We start from the raw sequence: 24572 nt of genomic DNA, 5'->3' as shown, positions 1-24572 counted from the left end.
AATCTGGTTTATGCCGAAGAAATCTGAACAGCAGTCCCGGCTGTTCAGATCGGCCACGACTGGGGTGCGATGCGCGCGTTGGCATAACGCCAGCCGGTAGCCGTTGCTGAGTAATGAAGTGGGGCCGGATCGTTTGATCCGGCCCCACTTTTGTTTATTGATCCACTAGCTCAATGCCTAGAATATTGGGCTATGCTAGTCCGCGGCGTTCAAGCAGGGCTTCAGCGCGTGGCTGCCGCCCACGCATAGCAACGAACGATTCCATCGGGTCACGCGCATTGCCCCGAGCAAGTAGCTCCCGCCGATAGACTTCACCGGCCTCCCGGTTCAGACCGCCGTCGCCGTCCTTGGCACCCTCGGTGCGGAACCAATCCTCGAGATCTCCAACGAGCATTTCCGCCCACATGTACGAGTAGTAGCCGGCGTCGTATCCACCGCCGAAGGTATGCGCAAAATAGGCTGAACGATAGCGAGGTGGCACTAGCTCATGCCCGATCTGGAACTTTTCGAGCGCCTTGGCTTCAAACTCTTCGACATCGTCCGGAATCTCATCCGAATCGAGCCGGTGCCAGGCTTGATCGAGGAGCGCCGCCGCTAAGAACTCGGTGGTGGCGAAGGCCTGCCCGAAGCTCGAAGCCTCGGTGAGCTTCTGCACGAGTTCACTCGGCAGCGGCTCGCCCGTCTCGTGATGGACTGCGAAGTTAGCCAACACTTCGGGGTGATACGCCCACATCTCGAACAGTTGCGAGGGAAGTTCCACGAAATCCCGCGGCACGGACGTTCCGGCAAGCGAGCGGTAGTACGTCGTCGTCAACAGGCCGTGTAAGGCATGTCCGAACTCGTGGAACACTGTAATCACGTGATCCCACGTCAATAGTGAGGCACCACCATCGGCTGGTTCGGCAAAGTTGCAGTTGTTGAGAATCACGGGTTTGGTGCCATCGCGTAGCGAACCAGTCACGGCGTCGTTCATCCACGCGCCGCCTCTCTTGCCGGGCCTGCGGTAGTAGTCGCCTTGGAACAGGCCGATGCCTTCGCCGTTTTCGTCGAGAACTTCCCACGTTTTCATGGTCGGTACATAGCCGGCGATGTCTTCACGTGGTTTGAAGCTGATTCCGAACAGTTTTTCGGCGGCGAAGAAGATTCCCTTTTCCACCACGTTCTCAAGCTTGAGATAGGGGCGAAGCGCGTTATCATCAAGCCCGAGCTGCGCGCGAAGCTTTTCTTGATAGTAGGTGTAGTCGGCAGCTTTGACGCCGGATCCCGCGGCGAGCCCCTCCAGTTTGACCCGATCCTGTTCGACGGCGGCCACGGCCCTAGGCGCCACGCTGCCCAGCAAATCAACGATCGCCTGCGAATCTTTGGCCATCCCGGCTTCGGCAACGGCCTGCGCGTGGAAGGGATAGCCCAAAAGCTCTGCACGCTCAGCACGCAACCGTGCGATCTCAAGGACGATCTCGCGGGTATCGGACGTAGCATGTTCACCAAGGCCACGCGAAAGTGACGCATCCAAAACCTTCTTGCGGGACTGCGGCAGGTCAAGGTCCATCTGCAAGGTCTGATTCGTAAAATTCTCAAGCGGGAAGCGATAGGTGCCGTCCTCTTGTTTCGCGGCCTCGATTCTTTCCGCCGAAAGCCCGGCGAGATCTTCAACATTTTCGAACACGACGGCGTGATCGTCCATCGCCTTGACCACCCGCTGCGAAAACTCCACCTCGAGTGCCGAAAGCTTGGCATCAAGCTCGCGAAGGCGTGCCTTGTCGGCGTCGCCTAATTCGATGCCCGAGCGCTTGAATTCCTTCAGTTCTTCTTCGACGTACCGCCACGTTTCTGGATCGAGCGCATCCAGATCGATGGCGGTAAAACGATTGTAGATTCGCCGATCGAGCCGGTAGGCATTGCGGTGTTCGGCGAGTAGGGGATAGATCTCGGCTTGGACGGCGTCGATTTCGGTGCCGCCAACCGATGACATGAGCGTGAAAGCCGGCATCAGGGCCGCAGCCAGATCACGCCCCGCATCTTCGAGAATGTGGACCGTGTTCTCAGCAGTGGCAGGCTCGGTGTTTGAGCCAACTTCTTCCCATATCTGGCGCTCGCGTGCCATGAGTTCCTTGACGGCGGGCAGGATGTGTTCCGGCTTGATCGCGGCCCAATCGGGCACCGAATAGGGGAGAGTGGACGGGGTAAGCAAAGGATTAGATGTCATGGGAAATATGATACGGATACCAGCTACTAACCCCTAGTTGAACGTCAGTCCGAGGTGTGAAAGTTTGCCCTGGGATCAGGACAATTTCGTGGAAGAATAGCCGCAACGATTTTGCACGTAGCGAACTTGGGGGCTCTATGAGCGGACTGTTAGATTTCTTTACCGACTTCGACATCGTCACAGACATTGTGGAAGGAATATGGCGCAGGCGTCCATTCAAGCCGGTGAATGTGGGAGTAAATGAGATCACGAGTCAGTTTAACGACCGCGACGGCAACATCCTCGTTGGCCAGATCATCGAAGGCCGCATTAAAGGCAAAGGTAAGTCTGAGTTGCTCATCGTGAATCTCAAACCGGTGTTTGCGGTTGAGGTGACGAGGCACAACACCTTGGGAGCCATGGCGCTCAACACCAAGAAAGATACTCCCACCTACGTTATTCCCGGGCAGATTTATGAGGGCAAACCCCGCACGGCGAAAGTTGCGGAGAAAACTGGAGCTGTGAAGCGGCCAGACTTCGAGAAAGTGCGCGAGCGCCTGCCCAAAGCGGGACTTGCCTAGCCGATCGTAACCGGCGCCGTATCCCGTGAATGTCCAACCTCCGGTGCTTCCCACACCTCAAGCTTCGTTATTTCTTTGGCGACGGCGATTAAGGCGCGGCGATCGTCGTCGCCGTCGATAGCCGTGAACTGGCCGAGCACGAGACCTTCCGCACCATCGAAAAGCCCAAGCTGGCGCATCTGCTCCATGTAGGACGCGCTCGCTTCAAGCCCGGGGCCAAGCCCCTCAAGCAAGACGAGCTTACCGGTGGAGTCCGGCCAAAATTTCGTTCCTGCGAGTTTCGCGAAACAGCGAACGTTGCCGCCGATAATAGGCGTATCAGGCAGATCGGAGCCGCCGCTCACAACTGGCCGAATCGGTTCACCCGCCAGAATTTGATCGATGTCTCCCGTACCTCGCACGCTCATCGTTTGCGGATTCCACAGCACTGCCCGCTGCCCGGTCATCACGGGAATCGCGTTCACGATGGTTGAAAGATCCGAAAAGCCCGCGAAGGGCTTTGGATTGGCACGCACCACATCCCAATCGATGAGGTCCAACACCTCGTTGGCAAGATCACCGCCGGAAACGTCGAAAATTGCGGATACGGCGTCGTCAGCAAATAAATCGGTCAGCAACTGTGCCCGTGCGTGCGGCGACACGCGCCAAACTCTTCCCTCGCGGGTGCGGAACTCGTGGCCCGCGAAGTAATCGAAGATCCGGGTGTCCAACTCATAACCCGCAGCTTCAAGCACCTCGCGGAATGTCGCGAGCGAATCGCGCAGCCAGGTGTGCGGGGGATTGGAGCAAGCTGCCAAACCGATCATGACAGCGCTTCGATCAGTGGAACCGCGACGTCAGACCAACGCCATTTCTCATCCACCCACGTGCGGCCGGCCTCACCCATCGCTTTTGCTCGATCGGGATCAGACAAGAAATAATTCACCGCTCCAACTACCGCCGGAACATAATTGCCGTTAATCACAAGACCCGTCTCGCCGTTCCTCACAGCTTCCGGAGCGCCGCCAGAATTGCCCGCGATCACCGGCAGGCCGGCAGCGTAGGCTTCTAAATACACGATTCCAAGCCCCTCGATATCCAGCCCGTTGCCACGCGTGCGCACGGGCATGGCAAAGACGTCACCTAGCGAATAGTGCGCGGCAAGCTCCGAATACGGCACCTCGCCCGTGAACACAATCGCCGAAGACACCGGAGAATTCCGAGCCATTTCTCGTAATGTTTCGCCATACGGTCCCTTGCCAACGATAACGAGCTTCGCTTCAGGGTAGTTTGCGACGACGGACGGCCATGCCTGAATTAAGCGATCCTGCCCTTTACGCTCAACGAGGCGGGAAATACACACCACAACCGGCGCGTCTCCAAGTCCATAACGCTCGCGAAGCTCCGCGTGGGCAGACTCATTGAATGTGAACTGTTCGGGATTGATCGCGCCGTGCAACTGCCTGACCTCGGTATCCCCAATGAACGGCTCGAGCCGCTTGTACGTCGCCTCCGTCAAGTAGGTCACGATATCGGCATCACGGAAAACCTTTCGCAGGATCTGGCGCGCGCCGGGGATCATCGACCAACCAATCTCGTGGCCGTGCGTCGTCGAAATCACGCGATCTGCGCCAGCCTCGCGGGCTGCGTTGGCAAGCAAACCGAGAGGGGTGGCCGCGCCAAACCACACGTTTTTCACCTCGCGCTCGCGAATAATGCGCTGCATTTCATGTTTAACATCCGGGGTCGGCAACATCATCGTGCCCGGATAGCGCACGACGTCGTAGGGTTGATCGGCGTCGTATTCCTTGGCGACCTCCGCCCCGGAAGCAGACTCGGAATCCGGGGGAGTGGAGGCATAAACGATCAGTTGCTCCGGGTCGAGTTCACCTACGAAACCCTCAAGAAAGGTTTGGATGCCACCGGCGCGCGGAGGAAAATCATTCGTGACGAGGAGAGTCTTTCGCATGGACTCCAGTCTACGGGCTACGAATGATCGGTGCGCTTTAGAACTTCAGTGAGTCGATTAGCGGCGGTAACGACGGCGGCAGCGTGCTGGCGGCCAGGTTGACGGCCCATCCGTTCAACCGGCCCAGAGATGGAGACTGCCGCGATGACGCGACCTGACGGGCCGCGAACTGGCGCGGAGATCGAGGCGACGCCGGCCTCGCGTTCACCAATCGACTGAGCCCAGCCCCGGCGTCGTACCGCCGAAAGAATCGTGGCGGTAAATTCAGCGCCGTGCAATCCGCGGTGGAGCTTATCCGGCTCTTCCCACGCAAGCAGAACCTGGGCGCCCGAGCCGGCGTGCATGGAAAGCGTTGCACCTACGGGAATAGAATCACGCAGCCCCATCGAGCGATCTGCGGCAGCAACGCAGACCCGTTGGTCATTTTGCCGCCGGAACAGCTGGGCGGACTCGCCCGTGTGGTCGCGCAGCGCGGTGAGAACCGGCGTAGCCGCAGCGAGGAGACGATCCTCACCCGCGGCAGACGCTAACTCTGACAGGCGCGGCCCCAGTGTGAAACGGCCCTGCATATCGCGCGCAACGAAGCGGTGAAACTCCAGCGCAACCGCGAGTCTATGCGCCGTTGGGCGGGCAAGGTGGGTCGCATTAACAAGCTGGGCCAAGGTGAGTGGGCCTGATTCCAGCGCACTAAGAACAAGTGTGGCCTTATCTAGAACTCCTACGCCACTTCCGCTATGATTGTCCATGCTCTGATACTTACATCTCATTGGTTGAGATGCAAGCGTATGCAAAAATTTGCGATCAACACGGCAAAAAGGTAGGACACATGAGTGGAACATTGGCAGAAAAGGTGTGGCAAGACCACATCGTCAAGCGCGGTGAAAACGGCGCCCCCGACCTCCTTTACATCGATCTTCAGCTCGTCCACGAAGTGACAAGCCCGCAGGCATTCGAAGGCCTACGCCAAGCCGGGCGTCAAGTTAGGCGCCCCGATCTCACCATTGCCACCGAGGATCACAACACTCCGACCCTCAACATCGACCTACCGATCGCTGATCCCACCTCGCGCACACAGATCAACACCTTGCGCAAGAACGCGGAAGACTTCGGCATTCGATTGCACTCGCTTGGCGACGCCGACCAAGGCATCGTTCACGTCGTCGGCCCTCAGCTGGGCATCACGCAACCGGGTATGACCATCGTTTGCGGCGATTCTCACACTTCCACGCACGGTGCTTTCGGCGCGCTCGCATTCGGTATTGGAACCTCGCAGGTAGAGCACGTGCTCGCCACGCAAACCCTTCCGGTGGCGCCATTTAAGACCATGGCTATTAACGTCAACGGCAAGCTGAAGCCCGGTACCACTGCCAAAGACATCATCCTTGCCATCATCGCGAAAATCGGAACAAATGGCGGATCGGGATACGTTCTCGAATACCGCGGCGAGGCCATACGCGACCTGTCTATGGAGGGGCGTATGACGATCTGCAACATGTCGATCGAAGCCGGAGCACGCGCAGGCATGATCGCCCCCGATGAGACGACCTTCGAATACATCAAAGGCCGCCCACACGCCCCCGAGGGTGAAGAGTGGGATGCCGCCGTCGAATACTGGAAGACCCTTCGCAGCGATGACGACGCCGTCTTCGACGCCGAAGTTAACCTCGACGCCGACGAACTCGAACCGTTCGTCACCTGGGGCACGAATCCCGGGCAGGGCATCCCAATCTCGGGTTCCGTGCCCGACCCAGCCGATATGGGCGACGAAACGGCGCGCACCAACGCCGAGCGCGCACTTGAATACATGGCCCTCGAGCCCGGTACCAAGATGAAAGATATCGCTGTCGACACGGTGTTCATCGGATCGTGCACGAACGGTCGGATCGAAGATCTGCGTAGCGTCGTGGAGATCATCAAAGGTAAGAAGAAAGCCGACGGCGTTCGCGTGATGGTCGTTCCCGGTTCCGCTCGCGTACGGCTCCAGGCAGAAGCCGAAGGCCTCGACCAAGTGTTCCTCGATTTCGGTGCCGAATGGCGCAATGCTGGCTGTTCCATGTGCCTGGGAATGAACCCGGATCAGCTATCGCCAGGCGAGCGGGCCGCGTCGACGTCGAACCGTAATTTTGAAGGCCGGCAAGGAAAAGGTGGGCGCACTCACCTCGTATCTCCACTCGTGGCTGCCGCAACCGCGATTCGTGGAAAACTGTCCACGCCGGCCGATCTGTAAACCTAGGGGAGAAGAAGATGGAAAAGTTTATTAAGCACACGGGCGTAGGCGTACCTTTGCGTCGCTCCAACGTCGATACCGACCAGATTATCCCCGCAGTTTTCCTTAAGCGCGTATCGCGTACTGGATTCGAAGATGCGCTGTTCTACTCGTGGCGCAAAGAGCCGGACTTCGTGCTCAACCAAGAAGAGTACAAGCGTGGCTCCGTGCTCGTTGCCGGCCCCGATTTCGGCACCGGATCCTCGCGCGAGCATGCCGTGTGGGCGCTGAATGACTATGGGTTTAGAGCGGTTCTTGCACCGCGTTTTGCCGATATTTTCCGTGGCAATGCTGGTAAACAGGGGCTGGTGGCCGGCGTCGTTTCCCAAGAGGATGTTGAACAGCTGTGGAAGATTCTCGAAAACGAACCGGGCACCGAAGTGACCGTCGATCTTGAGAACCGCCAGGTTTTCGCCGGTGGGTTTACGTGCAGCTTCGAAATCGACGACTATACCCGCTGGATGCTCATGGAAGGCCTGGATGATATCGGCCTAACGCTTCGTGACGAAGAACTGATCAGCGCTTACGAACAGAACCGCCCGAGCTACAAGCCGAAAACGCTACCCGCAAAGACGGCCGGCTCCGAGCATGTCGAGTCAGCGCGACCACTGCATGAGGATGTGGCGCTTAGCTAGCCACTTTTCCTCCCTCCCTTCCCTCCTTTTCCCTCCCCGGAGGAGCACCAAGCGGCATAGGGGGGCACCAAACGAGGGGTGTTTTAACCCGTTTGGTGCTCCGGGCAGGCGCTTAGAACCCAAACGATGCTCCGGTTATGCGAGACCAATCCGGCTGAACACGAGCTCCATGCTGGTCTCGGCTCAATGGAGTAGCTCAAGCCAATCTTGAAATCGAGCCGCGTTGACGACGTCGTCGAATTGGGCTCGATGCACCGCAAATCCGAACGAGCGAAGCGTTGGGTCGCGATTTCGCTCTTCAAAGAATGCCTGGATCTGGCCTCCGCTGTACAGGGCATACTTATATTTTCCAACGGCTTCGTAGACTGTTCGAGTATGCGCATCGTAACCATCAACCCGGTATACTTTCCCACCAGAAATGATGATTACTTGTGGTTCGGGAATGATGAACCGGCTCGTGTAAAAACGCCATCTCATCCTTGATTCTGCTGGTGACTCTACCCGACCATCGGCAACCTTGAGAACATCGCGAACATTTCCAATTCCAGCGCGTTGGCCCTGCCGTCTGACAACTTTTTCAATGCGCTCGAGGGATGTGAGCTGATTGTGAAGAGCGAAATCGGCGGCGATGAGCGCTGCCTCACCGCCATGTTGGCATGCTATATCAACGATTGTTTGCTCGATTGTCGTGACTAGAATGTTCCCTATTTTCATCACGTCTGGAACAGCTTCTGTTCGCCTCGTTCGCTGATTACGGGTGAGCCTCGTTCTCGCGTTTGTCAGCGAGTCGCGTTCGACTACTTTCGGTGGAAAATTGAGGATTGGTAATCCCCATAAGATTGCCGCAGACGTATCCGCGATGGCGGTTTTGGACTGATGCTGACTCAAATAGTCGATGAGATGAAGATGCTTGTCCAATTGCCAATCCCATTGCTTAAGGTCTTTCTTATCGCTCGTGAGCGCCGCGTATCCTTGCGCTACTTTCGTGTATCCCGCCTGCTGACGAGTTCGCCAAAAGGCTTGGGTGTTGAGATTCATTTCATCCATTCTTCGAGTAGACCGACGTGTGCGAACCTCTTTGAACTTGTTCGCTCGGCGCGTTATGTCGAGGAGAAGCTGGTCGTTTGAGAATTGCGGTGGTGTGCTCGAAAGTAGTTCGACTCTTCGATGTTCGGCCAATGTTTGTCGGCGTTGGATCTCTTCGATTTTTCTTCTGTGCGTCTATTTCCGCATAAATGGACGGTTGGCGGCCGCCGTAGAACCTTGTTTTGTGGATAGCGACGACGTGGGGCCGATTGTGGAAAAGCTTCGCCGGGTGGTGGGGTGCGGGTGAAAAATTTCCGGGGAGAATGGGTTTTAGGGAGAGGTAGACCTCCGGTCAGAAGATCGGCCTCGCGATCGCATCCGCTTAAGCAAACTCGCCCTGCTAGAACGCTTTTCGTGATCGTATTCTAGATTGGCACGCTCACCGATCAGACTCTTGTTGATTCTCTCGGCTCCCGATACGCCGTCCAGTAACTGCGGATCCACGGGAACTCCCCGTTTAAGCACGGAAAACTGGCCGTTGGGCTCGAGAATAACCGTAGCGATCTCGTCGTCATTGCGGATACCCGCAAGGCGCAATGCCATCCACAACTGCTCGGTGGAAATGTGCGCATGTTCAAGCTCGTCCTCAAAAATGGTGTTTCCAGCCATCACAACAATCGGGGGATTATTGATCAATGAACCACCGCGCGGGGAAAGCTGCAAAGTACCAAAAATTGCTCTCAGCACGAAAAGCGTCACAAGCGCGACGAAGCCGCCCGCCAAAGTCGGGGTGTGCCCGAGTGTGGTGCGCCCCGCGATAGCTCCCACAATGACGATCGCCGCCATGTCATATGTGGAGAGGTTGGCTGTGATCCTTTGCCCGAGCATGCGAAGTAAAGCGAGAAGAAACAGATACATGAGCGCGGTAGCTAAAACGATACTGCCCGCCTGGAGCCATGTGATACCGAGCAAGTCCGCGAAGGGGAGTTCATTAATCGAGTCCATACCCCTATCATTGCAGGGTAGTTTGACACAGGGTCAAGTCTCCGGCGCTCCTTTTCACGGCCGAAATGAAACAACATGGCACAAAAATGGTCAGATTTCGCGCTCGGCATGACCACAACCCTAGGTCACAAGAAAGTCGAGGCGTTCTAGCTAAGATGGGCAGAACACAGGAAGGACGCTCATGAGTGGAGTTTTGAAAGTGCGCGGTGGTCGCCCGCTAACCGGCGAAATTCGTGTACGCGGGGCGAAAAACCTCGTCTCCAAGGCTATGGTTGCCGCACTTTTAACGGAAGAAACCTCCGTTTTGCGCAACGTTCCCCTGATCCGGGACGTCGACGTCGTCTCGGAACTTCTGCGCCTACACGGCGCTGACGTCGACTACGACCAGGCTGCCGGAACCGTGACCATCACGCCGGGCCAGCTCCACCTTCCCGACCCGGCAAAAGTTGACACCCTCGCCGGTTCCTCCCGGATCCCGATCCTTTTTTGTGGCCCGTTGCTCCACCGCCTAGGTGAGGCATTCATTCCAGATCTGGGCGGGTGCCATATCGGTGACCGGCCAGTAGATTTCCACCTCCAAGTTCTCGAAGACTTCGGTGCGATTCGAGACGAACAAGAACTCGGCCTGCACCTCATGGCGCCCAGCGGGTTGAAAGCTCGCAAAGTCAGGCTGCCCTACCCGTCCGTCGGAGCCACCGAGCAGACCCTGCTCGCTGCCGTGCGCGCAAAGGGAATTACGGAACTGCGTGGCGCCGCTGTCGAACCGGAGATCATGGACCTGATCGCAATTTTGCAAAAGATGGGCGCGCTGATCACGGTGGATACCGACCGCACGATCCACATCGAAGGGGTCGAACGCCTATACGGATACAACCACACGGCTCTTCCTGACCGGATCGAGGCGGGCTCGTGGGCTGCAGCGGCACTTGCAACACGGGGTGCCATCACCGTGCGCGGTGCGGATCAAGAGCCGATGATGAACTTCCTCAACGTGTATCGCAAAGTGGGCGGGTATTTCGAGGTGCTTGACGATGGGATCCGCTTTTGGCACCCGGGAACGCCACTAAAGAGCCTGCCGATCGAAACCGATGTTCACCCCGGATTTATGACCGACTGGCAGCAGCCGATGGTCGTGGCTCTAACCCAGGCCGAGGGCGTGTCAATCGTTCACGAAACCGTTTATGAAAACCGTTTCGGCTTTACCAAAGCCCTCAATCAGATGGGTGCAAAGATTCAGGTGTACCGAGAGTGCCTAGGCTCTAAACGCTGCCGTTTCGGGCAAGAAAACTACTACCACTCTGCGGTTATCCAAGGTCCAACCCCGCTGCAGGCAGCCGATATCACGGTTCCTGATTTGCGCGGCGGATTCTCGCACCTGATCGCCGCCTTGGCGGCGGAAGGTGAATCGAACGTGTCGGGCATTGATATCATCAACCGTGGCTACGAACACTTCATGCAAAAGCTTGCCGCGGTGCAAGCGGACGTTCAAAAGGTCAGCTAATTTCGCACTAACCTTGATGGGTTTTTAACGTGAATTGTAATCGAATGCGGATCTTTGCCCACCTCGATTGCGTAGTCCATATCGGAACTGGCTCCAATTGTTATTGAATGCATGCCTTCAAAGGGGCCACTGACGGAATACGCCTCGATTGGATGTCTATCTACAGCGCCTTCGAGAACGGGAAATGGTTCGTCCGCCTCCGGATATCGGATGCCGGAAACCCAAAGCTGGAGAACGCGTTCGGTGCCAAGATCGATTTCGAAACCGGAACCGTCCTCGAAAGCCTGGGAAGTCCAGCCATCGGTATACCACTCAAGCTCACCGGTGCCATCCGAATCATAAATAATCGTTAAGGTCCCGTCTTTCTTTGCCACGTCGACGGGTAGTGCCTGAGCTCTCAGATTCGGCCAACCATCAGATTCATCGGGCTGAGTGGCGGGCGTGTAAGCCAGGTCGTTCGTTTCGTCAGCTTCGGAAGTAGAGCCAGCATCGTGAGTGCTCGTTGGCTCTTCGGTTGCCTGCGCCGTTGGCGTGTCAGATGCTACCGCCGGCGTTTGAGGTGAGTTTTCGTCTGAACCGTTTTCATTCGACGCCGAACAGGCGCCAAGCATCGCGATAACTCCAAGAGCAACAACGAAGCGCTTATGCATCATTTTTCTCCAATCTCGCAGGGCGTAACCGAGTCCACTTTAGCGAACTGAGGTGCCGCCGCGCACGCGTGAGTAGAACGCGTGCGCACTTGGGTAGAATACAGGCGTGGAAAAAATTCGACTTGCAGTGATTTATGGCGGTACTTCTGGTGAGCATGCTATTTCGCGGATAACGGCTGGAGGGATTCTGCGGGCTCTAGATCCTAGTAGATACGAAGTATTGTCGATCGGTATTCGCCCCGATGGTACATGGGTGCCAGGGGAGTTAGACCCGGCGCAGATGACGATGGAACGCGGATTTGCCGAAGTTCCTGAATCGGATCGGCGAATCGTGCTTCCGATGGGGGATGGCACTCAGCCGTTGTTGGATATTGCTGCCGACGGTTCAGATATGCGGATGCTAGGCCCGATTGACGTGGCGTTCCCGATGTTACACGGACCCTTTGGTGAGGACGGCACGATTCAGGGACTCCTTGAGATGGCGAATATTCCGTATGTGGGTAGTGGCGTGCTCGCCTCGGCCGCGGGTATGGATAAGGACATGATGAAGAAAGTCCTGATCGCAGCCGGCCTTCCGGTCGGACCTTACGTGGGTGTTTCGGCCCGGCGCTGGCACACCGACCAACAGGGTGTGATCGCTGAGGTTTCTGAGCTTGAGTTTCCGGTTTACGTTAAGCCGGCACGGGCCGGTTCTTCGCTTGGAATTTCACGGGTTGATTCTATCGCAGGTGTTGTGCAGGCGGTGTGCGAGGCGCACGAGCACGACCCAAAGGTCGTCATTGAGCAGGGGATCAGCGGCCGCGAGATTGAGGTGGCCGTTCTCGGCGGTGTAGAGCATGAGCCGGCGCGGGCCTCGGTGCCCGGAGAGGTATTACTCGAAGTTCCGCAGGGCGGCTTTTACGATTGGGAGTCCAAGTATGTCTCGACGGACGGTTTGACGATGTCGATTCCTGCCCAGCTCGACGACGACGTTGCGGCAACTATTCGAGACCTGGCAGTGCGCGCATTTGATGCGTTCGAGTGCGAGGGGCTGACCCGCGTGGATTTCTTCGTAGCAGATTCAGGCGAGATTCTTGTCAATGAGATCAATACAATGCCCGGTTTCACGCCGTTTTCGATGTATCCCGCACTGTGGGAGGCTACCGGTGTGCCATACGCGGAACTGGTGGATACGCTCGTTGACTTGGCGCTGGAGCGTCCGCTCGGCCTGCGTTAGTGGCCGCGAATCTTCCGTGACTGTTGACACAAAACAAAAGGTTGAACGTTCAACTGGATCCGTTTAGAATGACTCCGGATTGCGCTACTGGCCATGCTGGTGACGTGAAGAAAAATCAACAACCGGAAGGTGTGGAAATGAAGATCGCATACGTAGTCGGATCACTATCCAAGGAATCAATCAACCGGGCACTAGCCGAGGCCATTGTTGAGTTGGCGCCCGAAGGCGTTGAAATGGTCGAGGGCGAGATCGCCGATCTTCCCCTGTTCAATCGTGACAACGAACATGACTTCCCCGAGGCGGCGCGTGAGTTCAAGGACCTCATGTATGAGGCGGACGGCGTCCTGTTCATCACTCCTGAGCATAACCGCACATTCTCGGCCCCGATTCATAACGCAATCGAGTGGGCGTCGCGCCCCTTCGGCGAGTGGCCACTGGCGGGCAAGCCGGTAGCGACCGCCGGCCAGTCGCCCTCAGGAATCGGTACGTCGCTGGCCCAGGCCCAGCTACGGCAGTCGCTGCTCTTCTTTGGCCCCAAACTGATGAGCCAGCCCGAAGCATACATCGATGGCACCAAGACGGGCGTTCTTGAAGACGGCAAGATCACGAACGAAGAATCACGGGCTGTTATCAAGCAATTCATTGAGGCATTCGCTCAGTTCGTGGCAGACAACAAAGCTTAGTAACGTTCCGGTCGGAAGTGAGGGGTGAGTTCACCTCCGTGGCGTACCGGTACGTTCACCTGATAAACCGCCAACGTCCTCGGTCGGTTCTGAAGCATCTGGCATGATGGTGAGCATGCTTATTTCAGAAACGACCGAGGACATTCTTTTGTCCGAGTTTTTGCCACTCCTCCCACCCAGTACCGCGAGCGTTCCAACTGGTGATGATTGCGCGGTACTCCAGATGCGAGGGCAAACGGCTGTTTCCACGGATATGCTCGTCGAAGGCCGCCATTTCCAGAAGAATTGGTCGAGTGGGGCCGACGTCGGTTTTCGTGCGGCGATGCAAAACCTGTCCGACTCCGTCGCCATGGGGGCAAGCCCGCGTTCGCTTGTAATTTCACTCGGCTTACCAGGCGATCTAGACGTGGAATGGGTCAAGGAGTTCGCGTGCGGGCTTAGCGAGGCATGCGCACCGCTAGGTGTGGGCGTGGACGGCGGCGACGTCGTCGGCTCAAGCGAGATCGTAGTGGCCGTAACAGTCATCGGCGATCTAGAAGGTCGGCCTCCTGTTCAACGCAGTGGCGCCCAGATTGGCGACAGGGTGATCCATGCTGGAAATCTTGGGCACGGCGCGGCCGGCTATCATGTTTTAGCATCCGGAATCGAAATCGACGAGGCACTCGCCCCACTGGTTGATAATTTCCTCCGGCCTCAACCTCCCCTCCAAACCGTTTTAGCCGCCGCTAAATCCGGATCGCTCACCGCAATGATGGATGTGTCAGACGGACTCATCCGAGATGGCCGAAGGCTGGCCAAAGCGTCTGGGGTGTGGATTAATTTTGAAGGTAAGAACCTCCAACCCCGGCTACGCGATCTAGCTATCGCAGCGGGAAGATTGCGAGCAGATCGAAGAGAATGGCTCTACACCGGGGGAGAAGACCACGGTTTCCTTGCAACGATTCGTCCCGACACGCCGCTACCAGATGGATTTACTGACATTGGCGAGGTCATGGGCGCCGCGATGGGCGGCAGAGTCACGTTAGAAGGAATGGAAGTTGCCGGGCAAGGCGGCTGGGACCATTTCGGAAAAGGCTAAATATCGCCGTCGTTATCCCGAGCTAACTTAGCTTCGATAAGCCGGGCGACGGAATCTTCAACCTTGGGCAATTGCCAGCGGCACACATGAAGCACGCCAGCCGAAGCTATTGGCGCTGCAATTGGATAGCCGATTTCTTTGAGCCAAGCGATGTCATTGTCCGAATCGCCCACACCCATGGCCGTTTCTGGCTTTAAACCGCGCACTGCAAGCGCTTTTTCGATCCCCTCCCATTTGGTTACACCGGTAACGGGGATATCAACGAAATTGGCGTGTGACTGGACTGTGCCAGGGAATTGCTCAACTATTTCCGGGAGGAGTTCGGCAACTTGCGCCGGATCTTGCGCGGCCAAAGAGATCTTCGTGAGCTTGGTCGTGTCGAGATCTTCAAGCGGGCGCATTCCTCGACCTTCGGAGGCATTCTCATTAACTTCGAGTGTGCCGGTTGCGGCCAGAGCTTCGAGGTCGGCGTAAAAATCCAACTCGTCGAAATAGAAAGGCACCAGGCCCGTGCGTGCGGCAAGCTGGGAGACGGCGTCGTACTGTTCGCGCTCCATGTAATGCGTGGAGACGATATCTTTTCCGTTCCACACCACGCCACCACCTGCAGCGATCACCCACGCGTGGATTCCGGCGCGTTCGACGAGGTTGGCTCCGCCGTGCAAAATTCGCCCGGTTGCAAGGGTAATGGGCACGCCGGCCGCATCAAGGTGGCGCAGTGCCGCGATTGTCGCATCTGAGACGAGCGAGCTTTCATCGGTAAGCGTTCCGTCAATATCGAAGATCGCGTGAGTAATAGTTCCAACTGGCCAGGGGAGATTAGCGAAATCAATTTCAGGCTTTGTATTCATCACCCGCAGTCTATCGTGACTTGCACAATTGCGGGCTGCCCGCGGGAATTTAAGCTGCCTAAACGCGGTATTTTACCGCGATCGTGGATACGAGCGCTCTCAGTCATGGTATTTTCACCAAAAAGCTGAAAGGCACGCCGACAGGTAAGAAAAAGGCGAGAACCGCTGGGTTCTCGCCTCTTATCTCAGGTTTGTGCTTAAACGTTCCGCGTTACTTTGCCAGCCTTGATGCAGCTGGTGCAGACGTTCAGGCGCTTTGGTGCGCCGTTGACGAGAGCGCGAACGCGCTGAATGTTCGGGTTCCAACGACGGTTGGTGCGCACGTGCGAGTGCGAGACCTGCTTACCGAAACCAGGGCCCTTGCCGCAGACTTCACATACAGAGGCCACGGTTATCTCCTTCGCTAGACGGTGGGCGAGAGTAACGCCCGTAGAAATGCAACTTATGAATTGTATCTGACCCCCTGTTGCGATACCAAGAAAACCGCGCAGTGGTATTGCGCACGTCCGTGCCGTTTTGGCCAGGGGAACTGCCGGAGTAACTAGGACATCTGTAGCCTGCTTTCGGCGGAACTGTTTGCGCTCCCAGTTGGGTGCGCCACGGCGTCGGCGCTAGGCGCTAATGTATTTACGGGAGGTAATAGTGGCGAACAGTCCGCGCGATCGGAACGAGGCCGTCGAAACCGCAGCAACACGGGCGGAGACGTGGACGGCGCTTGGCACGCCACTCGAACGTGCCCTTGGAAAGCGAACGGCTACCGCCTTGGAAAAACTCGGCTTGGTAACCGTGGGCGATCTGCTTGGCCATCTCCCGTTTCGCTTGGCTCGCAAAGGAGAACTACTGCCAATTCAGGCTGTGCGCGACGGGGATTCCGTCACTGTAGTTGCTCGGGTCATTGACTCGAGGGTCAGGCCCATGAATCGGCGCCGCGGATACATCTTGAATGTCCTCATCTCGGACGGCAAGCACAACCTCGAACTCACCTTCTTTGCCAAATCTTCGCGCCCGCTGAACTTCCATGCCAGTAAACTCGCACCCGGAACTCTTGCAACGTTTTCAGGCACGATTTCTTCTTACCGAGGCCAGCTTCAGCTCGCCCATCCGGAATACGAGGTTGTTGAAGATATCGCGGCCGTTGATCCAACCAAAATTGCTCAACCGATTCCGATTTACCATGCGGCACAAAAGATGCCCTCGTGGAAGATTCACAAGGCTGTTCAGGTGGTACTCGAATCAGTTACCGAGGGCGATGTTGCCGATCCTCTTCCCAAAGATTATTTGATTGCGCACCAGCTTCCAAGCCAATTCCAAGCGCTGCATATGGCGCACAATCCCAATTCGGAACAGGAATGGGAAAGTGCAGTTTTGCGTTTCAAACACGAGGAAGCCTTCATCCTTCAAGCTCTGCTAGCACAGCGCGCGCGGGCCGCCACTGCAACTCCAGCACCGGCCTTAGAACGGATCGACGACGGCGTACTTGCAGCTTTCGATCAACGTTTACCCTTTGAGCTCACCGCGGCGCAAAAGGAGGTTGGGGCTGAGCTTGAAACGGAACTTGCGAGCGAAATCCCCATGCGCCGATTGCTTCAAGGCGATGTGGGCTCGGGAAAAACAGTTGTTGCCCTGCGCGCGATGCTGCAGGCCGTGGATGCGGGTCAGCAGGCCGTTCTCGTGGCGCCTACCGAAGTGCTTGCCACCCAGCATTTTGCCACGTTCCAGTCAATGCTCGGCGAGCTTGCGATGGCGGGCCAGCTGGGCGGGCCAGCGGCGGCGACGTCGATTGAGCTGCTCACCGGTTCACTCCCGGCAGCGAAGAAGCGCCAGACCCTTGCCAATATTGCTTCGGGTGCAGCCGAAATAATCATCGGCACGCACGCGCTGTTCGAAGACGTCGTCCAGATCCCTTTCCTGGGTCTTGTAGTCATCGACGAACAGCATCGATTCGGGGTCGACCAACGTGATCGCCTCGTGACCGGCGCACACATGCTCGTTATGACAGCCACCCCGATCCCACGAACGATTGCGATGACTTCCTTCGGTGAGTTGGAGGTATCCACGTTGAACGAGTTGCCACGGGGACGGCAGGAGATTGCCACCACGTTGGTGCCGGCAACGAATAAGGCCTGGATGCGTAGAGTGTGGGAACGTGCACGTGAGGAGGTGGATTCCGGTGGCCGCGTCTACGTCGTCGTTCCAAGAATTTCAGCTCATCAAACTGAGGAACATCAGGCGGAGGAAGATGTAGCTCCCGGTGCCGCGGAACAAACGGGGTTAGAGTTTGCTGCCGAACCTGCCTCCGTTGAGCAAATTTATGCTGAACTTTGTGAACAGCCCGCTCTTGCGGGAATCCGCGTGGCTTACGTGCACGGTCAACTCGATTCGGCCGCGAAAGCAGCGGCTATGGAAGAGTTCGCGGCGGGCAAGGCTCCCGTGCTTGTTGCCACGACAGTGATTGAAGTCGGTGTGGATGTGCCAGAAGCGACGATGATGGTCATTGTGGACGCTGAACGATTCGGCCTATCCCAACTCCACCAGCTACGCGGGCGCGTTGGGCGGGGAGCGAAAGAATCAATCTGTCTAGCTGTGCACAACGCGGCAGATGGTACGGTCGCATATGAACGTCTTGAAGCCTTTGCGTCGACGACGAACGGGTTCACCCTCGCCCAGCGAGATCTCGAACTTCGTTCCGAAGGAAACGTTTTAGGATCGGCCCAATCGGGGCGCAGATCATCGCTGAAATTCGTGCGTGTCACGCGAGATGAGGAAGTTATCGAACATGCACGATTGGCAGCTAGGAAGATCGTCGACGCCGATCCGGCGCTCGTGGAGCATAGTGCATTGCGAGCTAGGATCGCGGAGGCTGAAGGTGCAGACACGGACTATTTAGAGAAGGCTTAAATGACGAGGATCGTCGCAGGCGCCGCGGGTGGGCTCGCGTTGCAAGTGCCTAAGTCGGGAACCCGCCCAACATCCGAACGTGTTCGCGAGGGAATGTTCTCGCGCCTGGAACACTATGGATACATTGAAGATTGTGCAGTTTTGGATCTGTATGCCGGATCGGGGGCGTTGGGGTTAGAAGCTAAATCGCGCGGTGCGCGGCGCGTCGTCGCAGTCGAAGCACACAGACCCGCAGCTCAAGTGGCTATTGCGAATGCGAAAGCAACTGGCCTTGACGTCGAAATTGTGAACCAAAAGGCCGAAACGTATCTGGCCAGCGAACCGATCGAAAAGTTCGATCTGGTGCTGATCGATCCGCCCTATGACGTCTCCGAGGAGCAGATCGCAGTTGTGCTCGCGCTTTTAAGGCCACATTTAGCGGATGATGCCATGGTGGTGGTCGAACGAGCAAAAAAGGCTCCCGAACCTCAGTGGCCCGCAGGTCTTGTGCGCGACGATGTCCGCAAATGGGGCGATACCCGTGTGTGGAGTGCGGTTGTGGAGCAGGAGGGCACTAGAATAGAGGTATGAGTCTAGCTGTCTGCCCGGGATCCTTTGATCCACTGACCCTCGGACACATCGACATCGTCCGGCGTGCGCGCGGCATGTTTGACGAGGTCATTGTTGGCGTTGCACAGAATGCGAAAAAGAACTATGTGTTCAGCGACGACGAGCGAGTTGCCTTGGCAAACGAAGCACTGAGGGGAATCGATGGGGTTCGAGTCGAAATTATTTCTGGGCTTTTGGCGGATTTTGTGACTAAGCGTGGGGCAGTTGCAATTGTCAAAGGCTTGCGTGGGCCGGCCGATTACGACGACGAACAGGCGATGTCGCTCCTCAATCGTCATCTGAGCGGGGTTGAGACCGTTTTTATTATGGGTGATCCCTCGCTTAATCACGTCGCCTCGTCGTTCGTCAAAGAAATCGCGATGTATGGCGGAAAGATCGAAGATTTAGTGACGCCGAATGTGGCGCAGGCGTTGAAAGAGAAGGTCAAATCATGAACGAGCAAGGCGAATCACTCCTCGAAGTCCTCGACGAGCTGGTCGACATCGTGGCAAATGCGAAGTCTCTTCCGATGTCTGCATCCGTGATGGTGAACCGATCGGAGGTTCTAGACCTTGTGGAAACGGCTCGCGAAATTGTTCCGGACCAGATTATTGCCGCAGATTCAGTTCTGCAGGACGCGAACGCCGTTTCGGAAAATGCGCGCCAGGAGGCTGAAACTATCCGTCAGCGGGCCCATCAGGAATCAGAGACAATTATTGCGGAAGCCCGCGAACAGGCATCTCGTCTCGTTGCCCAGGATCAGATAACGATCGCGGCGAAGTCTCAGGCGACGCGCATTTTAGATGAGGCGAAGTCCAAAGCTGATGCGCTCAGCCGTGGAGCAGATCAGTACGCGGCCAGCACGCTTGATGGGCTGTCACAAGAGCTCAATTCTCTACTGGACCAGATTGAAGCGGGTAGGGCGCACCTTGCCACGAAACATGAGGAGTATGATTCATGACCAGCTTGATCGTCCCGGTCGATGGCCTGTCCGGTCAAAGCTCTGGCCTCGACCTTGTAAAAAGCGTTCCTGCGCCCGCGCACGTCGGGGTTGCACTTATCGCTATTCCCGAGGGTGATCCGATCGAACTGTCCCTGCATCTATCTGCACTCGATGAAGGAGTGCTGGTGCAGGGCTTGATAGGGGCACGTGCGCGCGGGCAGTGTTCGCGTTGCTTGCAGGAAATTTCGATGTCCCTGCGCGAGGACATTGCTGAACTTGTGTTTTACCCGCACCGGCAAGAAGAGCTCATTGCCGAAGGCGACGAGGAAGCTGAGGATCTGCTCGTCGTCGTAGATGACACCGTGAACTTAGAGCCGATAATTCGTGATTCGCTCGTCTTGTCAATGCCACTTAGCCCGCTGTGCCGCCCGGATTGCCCCGGCTTGTGTGAGGAATGTGGTGAGCGTTGGGATGATCTTCCCGACGGGCACGAACATGAAATCCTTGATCCCCGTTTTTCTGCGCTAGACGCTCTAGCTGCGCAATTAATCGAGGAAGCCAGGGAGGAAGAAGCAGGCGAGGATGCATAAGCTGGTTACGAATGAGGAGTTTGCCACGTGGGGAGTCCAGATTGCTGAGGAGTATCTGCACCCTGCGCTGACCCATCGTTCGTGGGCCTACGAAAATGATGGTGAGCACGCGGAACGCCTGGAATTTCTGGGAGATTCGATCCTCGGAGTGGTCGTTGCAGACTATCTTTTTAGTGCGTTACCGGATGCGACCGAAGGCGATATGTCGAAGATCAAAGCTGCGGCCGTGTCCGAACGTTCGCTTGCCGAACTTGCCCGCGATTTAGAACTCGGTAGTTACATCCGCTTGGGCCGCGGTGAGGAGTTGTCGGGCGGCCGCAATAAGGATTCAATTTTGGCCGACACCGTTGAAGCCCTTATTGGGGCCACTTACCTTACGTGCGGTATTGCGCAAACGCGCGACATCGTGTTGCTCCACCTGAAGCCGAAGATCGCGCAGGCTCAAGCGCTTGGGCCAGCGGCGGATTGGCGTACGGCCTTCGAGGAAAAGTTGCGCGAACGTGGCATCGCCGGGCATCTTCACTACGAAATCACCGGAGAGGGGCCAGATCACGCGCGAAGTTATACCGCGCACGTCTATATCGACGATCGCTACTGGGGTTCGGGCGTGGCAACCACGCGCAAACAGGCGCGTCTTGAAGCGTGCAAGAGCGCATATCATGCGCTTGATGACGAGGAATAGCTGTGCCTGAACTTCCCGAGGTGGAGACGATCAGAATCGGGTTGGAGCCGATCATTATGGGCCGGGTGATCACTGACGTGCAAGTGCTTCATCCGCGCGCGGTGCGCCGGGCAACACAGGGATTGGAACCGATTCGCGATATGCGAATTGAGGCGGTTGTGCGGCGGGGTAAGTTTTTGTGGTTCGAGGCCGGGAACGTGTGCTTAATTGCTCACTTGGGCATGTCTGGTCAATTCCGCGTGGGTGGCGGTGTGCAGGAACATCGGCGGGCATCTTTGACACTCGACGACGGCGTTCGGCTCGACTTTGTTGACCAGCGAACATTTGGTCACCTGCTACCTGATGACCTGATCCAGACTCCAGACGGGGCGCCGGGCGGATGGGGGAGCGAGAATGATCGTCTACCGCGGTCAGTCGCTCATATTGGGCGTGATCCACTCGATCCGGCTTTCGATATCGATCGTGTGGCTCGAAAGGTGAAATCGAAAAACACGGAAATTAAGCGCGCGTTGTTGGACCAAACGCTCGCCTCGGGAATTGGGAACATTTATGCCGACGAGGCACTGTTCCTTGCTCGCGTCCATCCGCGCCGCCTGACTAATCGCATGTCTGTGGCAAAGATACGCGAAGTGTACTTAGCTGCAACAGCCGTGATGAACAGCGCGCTGGCGGTGGGTGGCACATCATTTGATGAACTGTACGTCAACGTTAACGGCGCATCGGGTTATTTTGACCGTTCGCTGAACGTCTACGGGCGTGAAGGTAGCCCGTGCCCCGTATGTGGAACACCCATCAAACGTGAGGTGTTCATGAACAGATCCTCGCATTTTTGCCCCACCTGCCAGCGGCCAAGAAACGTTCGCCCACTGACTCAACCTTCACGTGGGAAATAGTTAGCGATCAAGATAGGATACGATGCGTGAGCAATAAAATTTCCGTCATGATTATTGACGACCACGAGGTCGTCCGCCGTGGAATCGCCGAAGTTGTTGACCGTGCCGATGGGTTGGCTGTCGTGGCCGAAGCGGGTTCGGTGGCGGAAGCAATCGGACGTGCCGGGCTGATGGCCCCCGATGTTGCGCTTGTGGATCTTCGCTTGCCGGATGGTACGGGTATTGAGGTTATCGACAAGTTCCGTGAGATTGTTCCGGATACAAAGTCCATAGTGTTGACGTCTTTTGACGACGACGACGCGCTTGCAGAAGCTCTTGAGGTAGGCGCTAAAGCGTATTTGTTGAAATCGGTGCGCGGGGCGGAGATTACAGAGGTTATTAAGGCTGTTGCCGAGGGCAGGGTGCTACTTGATGAGCGCACGGTGACCCGGCGGCGCGCTGATCATGATGACCCGACAGCCAATTTGACTCCATCTGAGCGTAAGGTTCTTGACCTTATCGGAGACGGCCTATCGAACCGAGAAATCGGTGACCGGCTCGGCGTCGCAGAAAAAACAGTGAAGAACCACATCACATCTCTACTGTCGAAAATGGGTATGCAACGCCGCACACAGGTCGCGGCTTGGGTGGCGGGTCAACGCGCGTCGGGTTGGCGTAACCAGAACGCTTAGCGAAGCATCGCTGTCCAGGTCAGCTCGGTGCCCGACTGCCCGTCAGTTCGCGGGCTGATGCTAAAGGTTCCCTGGTGTCGGCGCGCTCTGGCTGCCAAGTTTGCCAGTCCCGATCGTCTTGAAAGGCTTTGCTGGATGCCCGTACCGTCATCGACCACGCGGATGGTGATCTGATCAGGGCCCGCGTCGGCGAGAACGATCGCAGACGATGCTTTCGCGTGTCTGGCAGCGTTTGAGAGGCCCTCGCGAACGACTGCGACGACGTCGTCGGCAACATCGGATCCAATCGCGTCGTCAACCAGGTGAAAATTCTCTTCTTCGATATTCACGCCATTCCACGTGATCAGCAGCGAGGGCGCGAACCCTAGAGCCGCGCGTGCTACGGAAGCTTCGTGCTGGAGGCGAGCGACAACCGCGGCCGAAGAACCGTCTTCGCGAAGCGAATGGACGATTGCACGGATCTGTTTAACAGAGTCATCGATTGCGGAGATGGCAGCATCCAGCGAGCCAGTCACTTCCGTACCGAGCCCTCGCTGGTGCATTTCTTCGCGGACCGCCGTGATGTGCATGCCGGAGGCGAAAAGTTGTTGGATCGCCAAATCATGCAGATCCCGTGAAATCCGGGCACGTTCGTCAAGTTCTGCGGCCATGGCTTGCGCTTGGCGTGCAGCTGATAATTCAAGTGCGATCGTCGCCTGTTTGGCCACGTTTTCAGCCATTCGTAAATCTTGGAGGTTAAATTCCAGCTCGTTTGGAACCCGAAGAAGCAAAATCACTCCGAGCCCCACCCCTTGTGAGACGAGCGGAGCGTACAGAGCCGAACCAAATTGGCGCAGTTCTTGAACGCGAACCGTTCGCAACCTTTGCATTGAATCAACGACGACGCCGCCCTGTTCGCGTAGTACGGTTCGTGCTCGTCCGTCCTTGGGAAAACTCAGACCGAGAAGTTCATGGGCCATCTGGGGGTCAGCGCAGTCCACTATTTCAGAAACCCATTGGTCTTGAATGGAGGGCAGAATAATCATCGCGATATCAGCTTGAGCAGCGAGCCGCATCTCGTGCGCGATGGTTTTGAGCGCCTCGTCTTCGTCCGAGTCTTCTAGCAGGCTGGAAACGATCCGTTGGGACGCAGTCAGCCAGCGAGCACGGTTTTGAGATTGCTCGTAAAGCTGGGAGTTCACTACCGAAATTGCTGCCGCACGGGTTAGCAGATGGACGATATCGCCGTCGTCGTTCGTGAAATCTTCCGGCTTGTCAGAAAGATAGAGCCGACCCCACGCCTGCTCATTAACCGTGATTGCGGCACCCAAAAAATTCAAAATGGCGGGATGGTTTTCTGGTAGCACACTATTTGAGTAACTGCCGATGTGGTTGATGATCAGGTAGGAATCGATCGGAATATCGTTAAACACGACGTGATCGATCGGTGGGTGTTCGATGACCGAATCGGGGCCGGCCGGTTCGCCGTGTTGGATGAACTGAATCGTCTCGCCGTGAGAATCAAGTACCGATACTGCGCCAAATTTTGCTCCCGTTGCCTCGCAGGCCGCCGTCACTAGAGCGCGAGAAACTTCAAACGGGTCCAATGATGAGGCGATACTGAGGATGTGTCTGGAAAAGTCCTTGAGGGACTCGTTTGTGACCATGGCGCTCCTTTCTCAGCCTTCAGACTACCGGGCTGA

Annotated in this window: 25 protein-coding genes; 15 read left to right on the top strand and 10 right to left on the bottom strand. The window is 56.8% G+C overall.

The genetic code is table 11. The features are described 5' to 3' along the window. Positions 1-190: 190 nt before the first annotated feature. Positions 191-2206 carry a M3 family metallopeptidase gene (locus J2S70_RS01385; protein WP_307681963.1) on the bottom strand — a complete coding sequence of 672 codons (2016 nt, stop codon included), beginning with the start codon at positions 2204-2206 and terminating at the stop codon, positions 191-193. 137 nt (positions 2207-2343) lie between these two features. Between J2S70_RS01385 and J2S70_RS01380 the strand changes: the two genes are divergently transcribed. Beyond that, positions 2344-2766, top strand: a complete 423-nt coding sequence (locus J2S70_RS01380; protein ID WP_307681962.1) for a hypothetical protein — start codon at positions 2344-2346, stop codon at positions 2764-2766. On the opposite strand, the gene J2S70_RS01375 is transcribed toward J2S70_RS01380, so the two are convergent. The 3 genes from J2S70_RS01375 to J2S70_RS01365 are packed head-to-tail and all read right to left on the bottom strand — an operon-like array spanning position 2763 to position 5460. After that, positions 2763-3572, bottom strand: coding sequence for an LD-carboxypeptidase (locus J2S70_RS01375; RefSeq protein WP_307681961.1), 810 nt, complete (start codon positions 3570-3572; stop codon positions 2763-2765). The genes J2S70_RS01380 and J2S70_RS01375 overlap by 4 nt on opposite strands. Next, on the bottom strand, positions 3569-4714 hold the full coding sequence (locus J2S70_RS01370; RefSeq protein WP_307681960.1) for a glycosyltransferase family 4 protein: 1146 nt from the start codon (positions 4712-4714) through the stop codon (positions 3569-3571). Before J2S70_RS01370 ends, J2S70_RS01375 begins: the two co-directional genes overlap by 4 nt. Before the next feature lie 17 nt (positions 4715-4731). Continuing rightward, positions 4732-5460 carry an IclR family transcriptional regulator gene (locus tag J2S70_RS01365; RefSeq protein ID WP_307681959.1) on the bottom strand — a complete coding sequence of 243 codons (729 nt, stop codon included), beginning with the start codon at positions 5458-5460 and terminating at the stop codon, positions 4732-4734. A gap of 80 nt (positions 5461-5540) precedes the next feature. On the opposite strand from J2S70_RS01365, the gene leuC reads away from it, so the two are divergent. Both leuC and leuD read left to right on the top strand, forming a co-directional pair. Continuing rightward, positions 5541-6941, top strand: coding sequence for a 3-isopropylmalate dehydratase large subunit (gene leuC / locus J2S70_RS01360; RefSeq protein WP_307681958.1), 1401 nt, complete (start codon positions 5541-5543; stop codon positions 6939-6941). A gap of 17 nt (positions 6942-6958) precedes the next feature. Continuing rightward, entirely contained in the window at positions 6959-7615 is a 657-nt protein-coding gene (gene leuD, locus J2S70_RS01355; RefSeq protein WP_307681957.1) for a 3-isopropylmalate dehydratase small subunit, read from the top strand. A gap of 183 nt (positions 7616-7798) precedes the next feature. On the opposite strand, the gene J2S70_RS01350 is transcribed toward leuD, so the two are convergent. Both J2S70_RS01350 and J2S70_RS01345 read right to left on the bottom strand, forming a co-directional pair. After that, a complete protein-coding gene (locus tag J2S70_RS01350; RefSeq protein WP_307681955.1) occupies positions 7799-8662 on the bottom strand; it encodes a hypothetical protein in 864 nt (287 codons plus the stop codon). A gap of 309 nt (positions 8663-8971) precedes the next feature. Further along, the gene (locus tag J2S70_RS01345; RefSeq protein ID WP_307681954.1) at positions 8972-9646 is read right to left on the bottom strand and encodes a DUF421 domain-containing protein; all 675 of its coding nucleotides are present in this window, start codon (positions 9644-9646) and stop codon (positions 8972-8974) included. 181 nt (positions 9647-9827) lie between these two features. On the opposite strand from J2S70_RS01345, the gene murA reads away from it, so the two are divergent. Further along, a complete protein-coding gene (murA, locus tag J2S70_RS01340; protein WP_307681953.1) occupies positions 9828-11147 on the top strand; it encodes a UDP-N-acetylglucosamine 1-carboxyvinyltransferase in 1320 nt (439 codons plus the stop codon). Here the strand turns inward: murA and J2S70_RS01335 are convergent. Then, a complete protein-coding gene (locus tag J2S70_RS01335; protein ID WP_307681952.1) occupies positions 11144-11800 on the bottom strand; it encodes an AMIN-like domain-containing (lipo)protein in 657 nt (218 codons plus the stop codon). The two genes, murA and J2S70_RS01335, sit on opposite strands and share 4 nt — an antisense overlap. Before the next feature lie 103 nt (positions 11801-11903). On the opposite strand from J2S70_RS01335, the gene J2S70_RS01330 reads away from it, so the two are divergent. From J2S70_RS01330 to thiL, 3 genes are all read left to right on the top strand, one after another. Continuing rightward, positions 11904-13013, top strand: coding sequence for a D-alanine--D-alanine ligase family protein (locus tag J2S70_RS01330; RefSeq protein WP_307681951.1), 1110 nt, complete (start codon positions 11904-11906; stop codon positions 13011-13013). Positions 13014-13117: 104 nt separating this feature from the next. After that, positions 13118-13696 (top strand): NADPH-dependent FMN reductase, encoded by a 579-nt coding sequence (locus tag J2S70_RS01325; RefSeq protein WP_307681950.1) that lies wholly within the window; start codon positions 13118-13120, stop codon positions 13694-13696. 115 nt (positions 13697-13811) lie between these two features. Beyond that, the gene (gene thiL / locus J2S70_RS01320; protein WP_307681949.1) at positions 13812-14774 is read left to right on the top strand and encodes a thiamine-phosphate kinase; all 963 of its coding nucleotides are present in this window, start codon (positions 13812-13814) and stop codon (positions 14772-14774) included. On the opposite strand, the gene J2S70_RS01315 is transcribed toward thiL, so the two are convergent. Together J2S70_RS01315 and rpmB are read right to left on the bottom strand one after the other, a co-directional pair. Further along, positions 14771-15625, bottom strand: coding sequence for an HAD-IIB family hydrolase (locus J2S70_RS01315; RefSeq protein ID WP_307681948.1), 855 nt, complete (start codon positions 15623-15625; stop codon positions 14771-14773). The genes thiL and J2S70_RS01315 overlap by 4 nt on opposite strands. Before the next feature lie 197 nt (positions 15626-15822). Next, the gene (rpmB, locus tag J2S70_RS01310; RefSeq protein WP_307681947.1) at positions 15823-16014 is read right to left on the bottom strand and encodes a 50S ribosomal protein L28; all 192 of its coding nucleotides are present in this window, start codon (positions 16012-16014) and stop codon (positions 15823-15825) included. A gap of 232 nt (positions 16015-16246) precedes the next feature. On the opposite strand from rpmB, the gene J2S70_RS01305 reads away from it, so the two are divergent. Genes J2S70_RS01305 through J2S70_RS01270 form a run of 8 tightly spaced genes read left to right on the top strand, consistent with a single transcriptional unit; the run spans position 16247 to position 22890 of the window. Then, a complete protein-coding gene (locus J2S70_RS01305) occupies positions 16247-18523 on the top strand; it encodes an ATP-dependent DNA helicase RecG (RefSeq protein ID WP_407702619.1) in 2277 nt (758 codons plus the stop codon). Continuing rightward, positions 18524-19093 carry an RsmD family RNA methyltransferase gene (locus tag J2S70_RS01300; RefSeq protein WP_307681945.1) on the top strand — a complete coding sequence of 190 codons (570 nt, stop codon included), beginning with the start codon at positions 18524-18526 and terminating at the stop codon, positions 19091-19093. Beyond that, a complete protein-coding gene (gene coaD / locus J2S70_RS01295; RefSeq protein WP_307681944.1) occupies positions 19090-19566 on the top strand; it encodes a pantetheine-phosphate adenylyltransferase in 477 nt (158 codons plus the stop codon). Before J2S70_RS01300 ends, coaD begins: the two co-directional genes overlap by 4 nt. Then, positions 19563-20072, top strand: coding sequence for a hypothetical protein (locus tag J2S70_RS01290; RefSeq protein WP_307681943.1), 510 nt, complete (start codon positions 19563-19565; stop codon positions 20070-20072). Before coaD ends, J2S70_RS01290 begins: the two co-directional genes overlap by 4 nt. Continuing rightward, on the top strand, positions 20069-20644 hold the full coding sequence (locus J2S70_RS01285) for a YceD family protein (RefSeq protein ID WP_307681942.1): 576 nt from the start codon (positions 20069-20071) through the stop codon (positions 20642-20644). The genes J2S70_RS01290 and J2S70_RS01285 overlap by 4 nt, the downstream gene beginning before the upstream one ends. Further along, entirely contained in the window at positions 20637-21326 is a 690-nt protein-coding gene (gene rnc / locus J2S70_RS01280; protein ID WP_307681941.1) for a ribonuclease III, read from the top strand. Before J2S70_RS01285 ends, rnc begins: the two co-directional genes overlap by 8 nt. Positions 21327-21328: 2 nt before the next feature. Beyond that, a complete protein-coding gene (mutM, locus tag J2S70_RS01275; protein ID WP_307681940.1) occupies positions 21329-22219 on the top strand; it encodes a bifunctional DNA-formamidopyrimidine glycosylase/DNA-(apurinic or apyrimidinic site) lyase in 891 nt (296 codons plus the stop codon). Between the two features lie 47 nt (positions 22220-22266). Beyond that, positions 22267-22890 (top strand): response regulator, encoded by a 624-nt coding sequence (locus J2S70_RS01270; RefSeq protein WP_307683348.1) that lies wholly within the window; start codon positions 22267-22269, stop codon positions 22888-22890. Here J2S70_RS01270 and J2S70_RS01265 read toward each other — a convergent pair. Beyond that, on the bottom strand, positions 22887-24536 hold the full coding sequence (locus J2S70_RS01265) for a GAF domain-containing sensor histidine kinase (RefSeq protein WP_307681939.1): 1650 nt from the start codon (positions 24534-24536) through the stop codon (positions 22887-22889). The two genes, J2S70_RS01270 and J2S70_RS01265, sit on opposite strands and share 4 nt — an antisense overlap. Positions 24537-24572 lie beyond the last annotated feature (36 nt).

Origin of the sequence: Trueperella bonasi, assembly GCF_030811535.1 — a bacterium.
GTDB classification, from domain to species: domain Bacteria; phylum Actinomycetota; class Actinomycetes; order Actinomycetales; family Actinomycetaceae; genus Trueperella; species Trueperella bonasi.
This window is presented reverse-complemented; position numbering and strand designations above follow the sequence as displayed.

What these genes read in the sequence shown, in the direction of transcription:
- J2S70_RS01365 (WP_307681959.1), bottom strand. Translation starts at nt 5,460, where the DNA reads ATGGACAATCATAGCGGAAGTGGCGTAGGAGTTCTAGATAAGGCCACA.
- leuD (WP_307681957.1), top strand. Translation starts at nt 6,959, where the DNA reads ATGGAAAAGTTTATTAAGCACACGGGCGTAGGCGTACCTTTGCGTCGC.
- J2S70_RS01380 (WP_307681962.1), top strand. Translation starts at nt 2,344, where the DNA reads ATGAGCGGACTGTTAGATTTCTTTACCGACTTCGACATCGTCACAGAC.
- J2S70_RS01270 (WP_307683348.1), top strand. Translation starts at nt 22,267, where the DNA reads ATGATTATTGACGACCACGAGGTCGTCCGCCGTGGAATCGCCGAAGTT.
- J2S70_RS01265 (WP_307681939.1), bottom strand. Translation starts at nt 24,536, where the DNA reads ATGGTCACAAACGAGTCCCTCAAGGACTTTTCCAGACACATCCTCAGT.
- coaD (WP_307681944.1), top strand. Translation starts at nt 19,090, where the DNA reads ATGAGTCTAGCTGTCTGCCCGGGATCCTTTGATCCACTGACCCTCGGA.
- J2S70_RS01345 (WP_307681954.1), bottom strand. Translation starts at nt 9,646, where the DNA reads ATGGACTCGATTAATGAACTCCCCTTCGCGGACTTGCTCGGTATCACA.
- J2S70_RS01375 (WP_307681961.1), bottom strand. Translation starts at nt 3,572, where the DNA reads ATGATCGGTTTGGCAGCTTGCTCCAATCCCCCGCACACCTGGCTGCGC.
- J2S70_RS01300 (WP_307681945.1), top strand. Translation starts at nt 18,524, where the DNA reads ATGACGAGGATCGTCGCAGGCGCCGCGGGTGGGCTCGCGTTGCAAGTG.
- thiL (WP_307681949.1), top strand. Translation starts at nt 13,812, where the DNA reads ATGCTTATTTCAGAAACGACCGAGGACATTCTTTTGTCCGAGTTTTTG.
- J2S70_RS01290 (WP_307681943.1), top strand. Translation starts at nt 19,563, where the DNA reads ATGAACGAGCAAGGCGAATCACTCCTCGAAGTCCTCGACGAGCTGGTC.
- J2S70_RS01350 (WP_307681955.1), bottom strand. Translation starts at nt 8,662, where the DNA reads ATGGATGAAATGAATCTCAACACCCAAGCCTTTTGGCGAACTCGTCAG.
- J2S70_RS01370 (WP_307681960.1), bottom strand. Translation starts at nt 4,714, where the DNA reads ATGCGAAAGACTCTCCTCGTCACGAATGATTTTCCTCCGCGCGCCGGT.
- murA (WP_307681953.1), top strand. Translation starts at nt 9,828, where the DNA reads ATGAGTGGAGTTTTGAAAGTGCGCGGTGGTCGCCCGCTAACCGGCGAA.
- J2S70_RS01285 (WP_307681942.1), top strand. Translation starts at nt 20,069, where the DNA reads ATGACCAGCTTGATCGTCCCGGTCGATGGCCTGTCCGGTCAAAGCTCT.
- leuC (WP_307681958.1), top strand. Translation starts at nt 5,541, where the DNA reads ATGAGTGGAACATTGGCAGAAAAGGTGTGGCAAGACCACATCGTCAAG.
- rnc (WP_307681941.1), top strand. Translation starts at nt 20,637, where the DNA reads ATGCATAAGCTGGTTACGAATGAGGAGTTTGCCACGTGGGGAGTCCAG.
- J2S70_RS01305 (WP_407702619.1), top strand. Translation starts at nt 16,247, where the DNA reads ATGTATTTACGGGAGGTAATAGTGGCGAACAGTCCGCGCGATCGGAAC.
- J2S70_RS01385 (WP_307681963.1), bottom strand. Translation starts at nt 2,206, where the DNA reads ATGACATCTAATCCTTTGCTTACCCCGTCCACTCTCCCCTATTCGGTG.
- J2S70_RS01335 (WP_307681952.1), bottom strand. Translation starts at nt 11,800, where the DNA reads ATGATGCATAAGCGCTTCGTTGTTGCTCTTGGAGTTATCGCGATGCTT.
- J2S70_RS01315 (WP_307681948.1), bottom strand. Translation starts at nt 15,625, where the DNA reads ATGAATACAAAGCCTGAAATTGATTTCGCTAATCTCCCCTGGCCAGTT.